Raw genomic sequence first — 6,300 nt, forward strand, 5'->3', positions numbered from 1 at the left:
TTCCGCTGATCCGGCTGGCGATACACCGGGAGGCGTTGCTGGCGCGCAACGCGAAGATGCCGATCAGGCTGCCTGCGGTTTGGGCCCGCCTCGGCAACTACGACCGAGCCGATGCGCTGGCCCGCGCCATGCCGCGCGGACAGGGTCAGGCATGGGCCCTGGTCGGTCTCCTCAACGTGGTCGTCGAGATGGGAGACCGGGAGGCCGCGGCAGACCTGATGGAGCGGATCGAGGCGTTGAACCGGTGGCGCGACGGATTCGTGTTCGGCCCGGAGTGGCTGCCGATTCGACTGGCCGAGGCCGTTGCCAGGTTGGGTGACCTCGACCGGGCCGCGGCCTCGGTCCGGGCGATGCCCGGAAGGCCGTCGCAGGCGGCTGGTCTCGCCGTATTGATTGAGGTCGCGGCCGAGTGCGGCGACCGTGACCGGGCGGCCGTCATGGCCGACGAGGCCGAGGCGATAGCCGGCACCCTTGATCGACAAGAGGGGGTAGTCATCGCGATCGCGAAGGCTATGGACCACGCGGGCGATCACGAGCGTGCCCGCGCCATGTGCCGGCTGTTGGGCGGCGCAGGCTACGAGGTCGAGCTCCTGACTGCGCTCGCCGACCAGGCGGCCAGAGCCGGTGCGGCCGAGCGGGCGCGGATTCTGGTGGAGGAGGCCGAGGCCAAGAGCGCCGGGATGTCAGATCCGTACGAACTGGTGCCCGCCCTGACCGAGGTCGCCAAGGGTCATGTCGCGATCGGCGACGCGGCTCGCGCTGCCGTCGTGGCCGGTCGAGCGGAGCCGCTGATCCGCTACCTCACCATTCCGGAGCTGCGGACGCAGGACCAGATCGACCTGGCGAAGGCCATCGCCGCCGCCGGCGACTACGCCTGGGCGGGACGTCTGGCAGACACCGTGGCCCCAGACGAATCCCGCGCCTGGGCGCGCATCGCGGTCATACGCGTCGCGTCGTCCGCGGGCCGTCTTGATGAGGCCGAGCGGCTGGCCGAACCCATTTCCGATGGACCACGACGAGCCGAGGCGCTGACCGTGATAGCCGAGGCGGCGACTGTGAGCGACCCGGCCCGCGCGCGGCGGCTCGCCACACTCGCGGAGCAACAGATGCGATTCACCGAGACTCGCGACACATCGCCCCGCCTCGCCATGAACCTTGCCGCCGCGGTCGCGGCCACGGGCGATCTTGCCACGGCGGTCCGCCTGGTCGTGCAGGCGGCGGGGTCCGGCGAGCGGCTTTGGCCCTCGGACGTGGCCGACGTTGCCCGCAGCTTGACGGCAGCGGGTGACTATTCCGGCGCGCTGGCGGTGTTCTCCCGGGCAGCGGACCGGTCCGACCCGCCTGGCGCGCTCCTGAGTCTCGCGCGGTCGATCCCCGATCGGCCCGACAAGGCCTGGTCGTTTGCCGAGCGAGCAGCCGCCGAGGTGGCGCTGAACGCCCCGGAAGACCAGGCTTCCGTCCTTTCCGCCGTGACGGAGCTGGCGGCAACCATGGGAAAGACCGACGCTGCCCGGTCCTACGGCAAGCAGGCCGAGGCCGCAGCCGCAGCCGTCCAAGATCAGAGCCACTGGAGTGTGGAGGAGACATGGGTTCGGCTGGCGACGGCAATCGCCGGCATCGGCGACGTCGACTGGGCCGAACGACTCGTGCGCCGAGTGGTCGCGACCCAGTCCTACGAGGTGCCGCCGGACCCCCTCGCGGACGCGCAGTTGCTGGCCGATCTGATCGATGTGATTGCTGCCGCCGACATGGCCCGGGCGACGACGGCCGCCCACGGCCTCGCCAACCCGGCGCTGCAGGCGTACTGCCTGCTGAGCCTCGCTGGAACGATGCGCGAGCACGACGACCGGGACAGCGCCGCGACGCTGGGCGAGCTCGCCGACGACCTGCTTCCCGCAGTCCGTGACCCGCTGATGCGGGCGGTGCTGGTGACCGTCTCCGTCGTGCATGCCGGAGAGCAGGGGGACCGCGACGGTACGCATCGCCTGGCCGACGCTGCCGAGTCGCTCATGCCCGCCATCGATGACCGCCGCAAGCAGGTCTGGCTGCTGCTGCTCCTGGCGCGCACAATCGACGAGCCGGTAAGGAAACGCCGGCTGTTCGGCGACGCGGCGTCGAGGGCGAACGAGATCGCAGAGCCGAAATCTCGATGGACCACGATCGCCGATGTCGCCGCCGATGTCGCCACGGCTGGGGAACGGCCCCTGGCGACAGAACTGATCGCCCTCGCACAGAGGTCGGCCGGCGAGCTCGGCGACCTGACGGATCGCCTGGGTGCATGGACGGACCTGGCCGGACTCGCCGCCGATGCCGGCGACGCCGATCAGGCAGCCGCCCTGGCTGAGCGGGTCCAGACCGACGTGTCCGGCCTGCCGGACGACTACACCCGAGCGTGGGCCCTTACCGAGCTCGCCGAGATGTGCGCCAAGCACCAGATGGGCGATCGCGCGAGGGCGCTGCTCCGGCAGGCGGCCGAGTCCGCCGAGACGGTGTCCATCCCCGACATGCGAGCACGATTGCTGGCCGCCATGGCCTGGGCGCATCACGCTTCCGGCGACCAGACAGCCGCGCTGGCGGCCGTCGGGGCGGCTGCCCAGGCGGCTCGCGTCATCGTCGACGACGAATCCCGCACGGAGGCCTGGCGCCGCCTCGGCGATGTTGCGGTTGCCGCCGGTGACACCTCATGGTCCGCGTACATCGACGAAGCGTGCCGGTCAGCCGACGCGCTGCCGCCGGAGGCGCGCGATGATGCGCTTGCCGGCGTCGCCGAGGTTCTCGCCCATGCCGGTGAACCGGCCAGGGCCGCCGATCTCGCGGCCAGGATCGAGGACGAGTACGTGCGGGCCGATGCTGTTATCGCAGTGAGTGTGCGGTCTCCGGACCGGATCACCGCCGAGACGCTGGCGGGTCATGCCGAGACGCTTGTTCGGCTCTTCACCAAGCCGCCCGAGCAGCGTGCCGTCATCGATCCGCAGTCCTACGAGCGCGCCATGACCGATGTTGTGAGGTCCGTCGCTCGGACGGGCCGGCGGGCACAGGCTCAGCGTCTCGCCGCGTCGATAGCGGACCCTTGTTGGCGGACCGAAGCGTTGGCCGCGATCGGCCGGGCGGCGGCCGAGGCCGGCGATATCGATGAGGCGCGGGTGTTGATCGCCGAGGCGCAGAAGCGGGCGGAGTCCATTTCCTCGTCCTATTTTCGGACGTCGGCCATCACCAAGATCGCCGCCGCTGCGACGACAGCCGGCGACCACGACTGGACCATTGCCGCCCTCGATCATGCCCTCCGCAACGCTGAGAACAGCCCGGACGACTTGTGGGGAAGCCTCGCCATGCCCGACCTGGCCACGGAACTCGCCGAAGCCGGGGCTCTCGTTCTAGCGGAAACGGTGGCCCGACGGGTGCCCGAGCCGCACACCCGCGGCCAGGCGTTGATCGGCCTGGCCAAGGCCCACAGCGAGCAGGGCCGGCACAGCGACGCCCAGCGCTTGATCGAGGACGCGGTCGTCCTCATCGACGACACCACCGACTCGTCATGGCGCAGTGGCCTGCTGATCTCATCCGCGGAAATGCTGGCGGTAGCCGGTGCCCACGACCGCGCCGAAGCCATCGCGAACATGATCGTCGAACCCTCCAGGCGAGCCTCCGCGCTGCTGTCGATAGCCGAGCACAGCGAACCGGCGGAGGCGCTGGCCCTCACCGGTGCCGCACTGCGTCAAGGGCGCTGGGAACAGGCCCTCAAGAGCTGCGCCCGCTTGCAGCCCGACGTGGTCACCACCATCGCCGCCGAGGTACTGGAAACCGCGGCTGCCCAGCGCTGATTGGAGTTGGTCGCCATGATGGGACGCGTGACACGAAGGCTCAAAGTGGTCATCGCTGTAGCCACGACCCTCGCGGGTCTGGCCGGTGTCATCGTCATGCTCACCGGCGAAAGCCTGGACCGTGCCGAGAAGTGGGTGTCATTGGTCGGCGTCTTCGTCTCGGTGGCTGTCAGTGTGGCAGGTTTGGTCATCGGTTGGCTGGCCTTCCGCCAAGGCCGGGGCACAGCCGCCGCCGTGGTTGCCAGGAAGACCGGCAACGCGACCGCGGTTGGTGACGGGAGCGTCGCCAACACCGGCTCGCTCGGTCCTGCAGCATCGTTCGTGAGCGACACCGGTGATGCAAAGGCGGAACACGGCGGTCGCGCCAACACGGGTCATGACGCGACGGACAAGCCCTGACCTTGCTAGACAGGGTGCGCATGCGTCCTCCGATGGTGTGCTGATCGGCGCTCCGATGCGGACCGGAGTGATCGCTGCGAGAGCCAGACGGGGCCGAAGGGGACGGGGCAACGGAGCGCGCCGGGGCGGTGGAGACGTCGATGCCGATACGGTCTTAAGGCGATGTTCCCGAGCAACAGCGACCGAAACCGGCCGTCAGGCGTCGAGCCGGAACGAGCTGGTCGCGTCCGCCATGAAGGGCTGAGACGCGTCGCCTGACCATGCGCATCTCGAGCCGGCCGCGTCGTCGGCGCCTTCCCGTGAGGAGCCGGCGGAGTCCCTCCGTAGCGAACAGCCGTGGATCACCGTGCTGAAGACTGCGGCGAGCGGCAACCCGTCAGGCCGGGGTTCGATGCGCAACCTGGCGGAGCATACGTGACGCCTCGGTCCTGGCTGAGCGGCAGACGTTCCACAATGTGGTCGGCCAAGTCCGACGGCGACGTGTCGTCAGACGCAAGCACTGTCACGAGTCGCTCCTGAGCCAGGATGCGAGCTCCCGGTCACGATGGTGGGCCGTTCGCTGCTGTCGCTCTTCGACTCTCCGGCAGAGCGTCCAGGGTCGACCCGTGAACTGCACCGTCCCTGGCTCGAGATCTCATCGCGATCCAAAATGGACCTGGCTTCAGAAGGGCCGGCGCGGTGGCGCAATGTGTCGTTGACCAAGTAAAATAGATGTATGAACACTCGCGCTGTGCGCGGGCGCTATCGGCGGGGACTCAACTCCCCCCTCGGACACCAACCAATGGCCAACGGTGCTGGGCAAGATCGATTTCCGCCCGCACCGTTTTGTGCCTGGGGTGTAGGTGAGCAGTAGGCCGAGGTTGCGGTAGACGTCGAGTTTGTGTTCAGGTTCGGCATCGCGGAGCACGGTAATCATGTCGCCGAGTTGCTCGACAATTGCCACGACTTCGTCTTCCGTTAGATCGCTCGTGCGGGCGACGTCCTGCTCCTGAGCCTTAGTCCGTATGTGTTCTTGGGCGCGTTCCCGGTCGGATTGTGTTTCGGCTATCCAAGCGGTCACTACTGCTGGGTCCGCACCTGCGTCGAGTGCTGCGCGGTACCGGACGAGCTTGGCGTCGCATTGCGCGACCGTCGGGCCGTCTGAAGCCTCGGCGGCGACGGGAGCCTCGGTGGCTGCCTGGTTGACCAGCTTGGCAATGGTGTGGCGGCGTTGCAGTGGACTGAACTCCTGGGCGAGCCAGGTGTCGAGCGGTCCGACGAGGTTGTCCTCGCGCAGGATGACGTTGCGGGGATGGTCGACGTTGTTGGCCAGGGCGTACTCCTGGGGGTAGCGGCATCTGTAGTAAGCCAGGCCGTTTGAGTGCTGGCCCTGCATCCGGCGCTGGCAGACCCCGCAAAACACCAGGCGCGTCCATCGCGCGCTCCGGTGGTCAAATCCCCGGGCAGGCGTCGGAAGGAGGTCGTCGTGGAGTCACACTGATCCGGGATCCACACCCAGTCACCCATCGCCACCGGCACACACCTCCATCGACTTCTGACGGACGGCTCGCGGTCCGTCAGAGTCTGTAGGAAGCCGAGCCGGAGGCGATAGTCGTGGTTTTGACAGGTGACGTACGCAGATACGGCAGTCGTCATGGACAATGACGTCGTGATCATCAAGGCGGCCGTCCGGACCAGCTCATGAACATGTCCCCGGAGCAACGCGCGGAACTGCGGGATCTGATGGTCTCGGAGCTCCGGGATGCGTGGACGGTGGCCGCGCAGCGGGGAACGGCGCGGCTGGACCTGACCCGGGCGGTCGACGAGCGGCGTCGTGCGGTGGAAACCTCAGGCGCGGCCCTCGAGGATGCCGGCGATCTCGGCCACGATCCGGTCGAGGGTCCGCGGATCTCTCACCAATGACGTGATGCGCTCGTCCGTGCTCGCGGATGCGTCCGGGCCGAGGGCGAGCTGGTCCCCGCCGGTCCCGGAGCCGAAGACCTGGCCGACGATCCTGAGCACGGCCGCCCGTATGTCCTCACCCCGGTCCTGGGACGCCGCGATCGCCTCGACTGCGGCGTCGGCCAGCTGGAGCAGCCGCAGG

Annotated in this window: 4 protein-coding genes; 2 read left to right on the forward strand and 2 right to left on the reverse strand. The window is 68.7% G+C overall.

Annotated features, from left to right (window positions below):
• Nucleotides 1-35 precede the first annotated feature (35 nt).
• Both AB0M20_RS21525 and AB0M20_RS21530 read left to right on the forward strand, forming a co-directional pair.
• Nucleotides 36-3,818, forward strand: coding sequence for a hypothetical protein (locus AB0M20_RS21525; RefSeq protein WP_364300700.1), 3,783 nt, complete (start codon nucleotides 36-38; stop codon nucleotides 3,816-3,818).
• A gap of 27 nt (nucleotides 3,819-3,845) precedes the next feature.
• Complete coding sequence (locus AB0M20_RS21530; RefSeq protein WP_364300702.1) at nucleotides 3,846-4,217, forward strand: hypothetical protein; 372 nt, start codon at nucleotides 3,846-3,848, stop codon at nucleotides 4,215-4,217.
• A gap of 661 nt (nucleotides 4,218-4,878) precedes the next feature.
• On the opposite strand, the gene AB0M20_RS21535 is transcribed toward AB0M20_RS21530, so the two are convergent.
• Nucleotides 4,879-5,619: a zinc ribbon domain-containing protein gene (locus tag AB0M20_RS21535; RefSeq protein ID WP_364300704.1), complete on the reverse strand. Its 741-nt coding sequence runs from the start codon at nucleotides 5,617-5,619 to the stop codon at nucleotides 4,879-4,881.
• A 425-nt stretch (nucleotides 5,620-6,044) separates the two neighbouring features.
• The coding region (locus AB0M20_RS21540; RefSeq protein ID WP_364300706.1) for a hypothetical protein at nucleotides 6,045-6,300 on the reverse strand (256 nt) is incomplete at its 5' end.

Source organism: Actinoplanes sp. NPDC051633 (assembly GCF_040681735.1).
Taxonomy (GTDB): domain Bacteria; phylum Actinomycetota; class Actinomycetes; order Mycobacteriales; family Micromonosporaceae; genus Actinoplanes.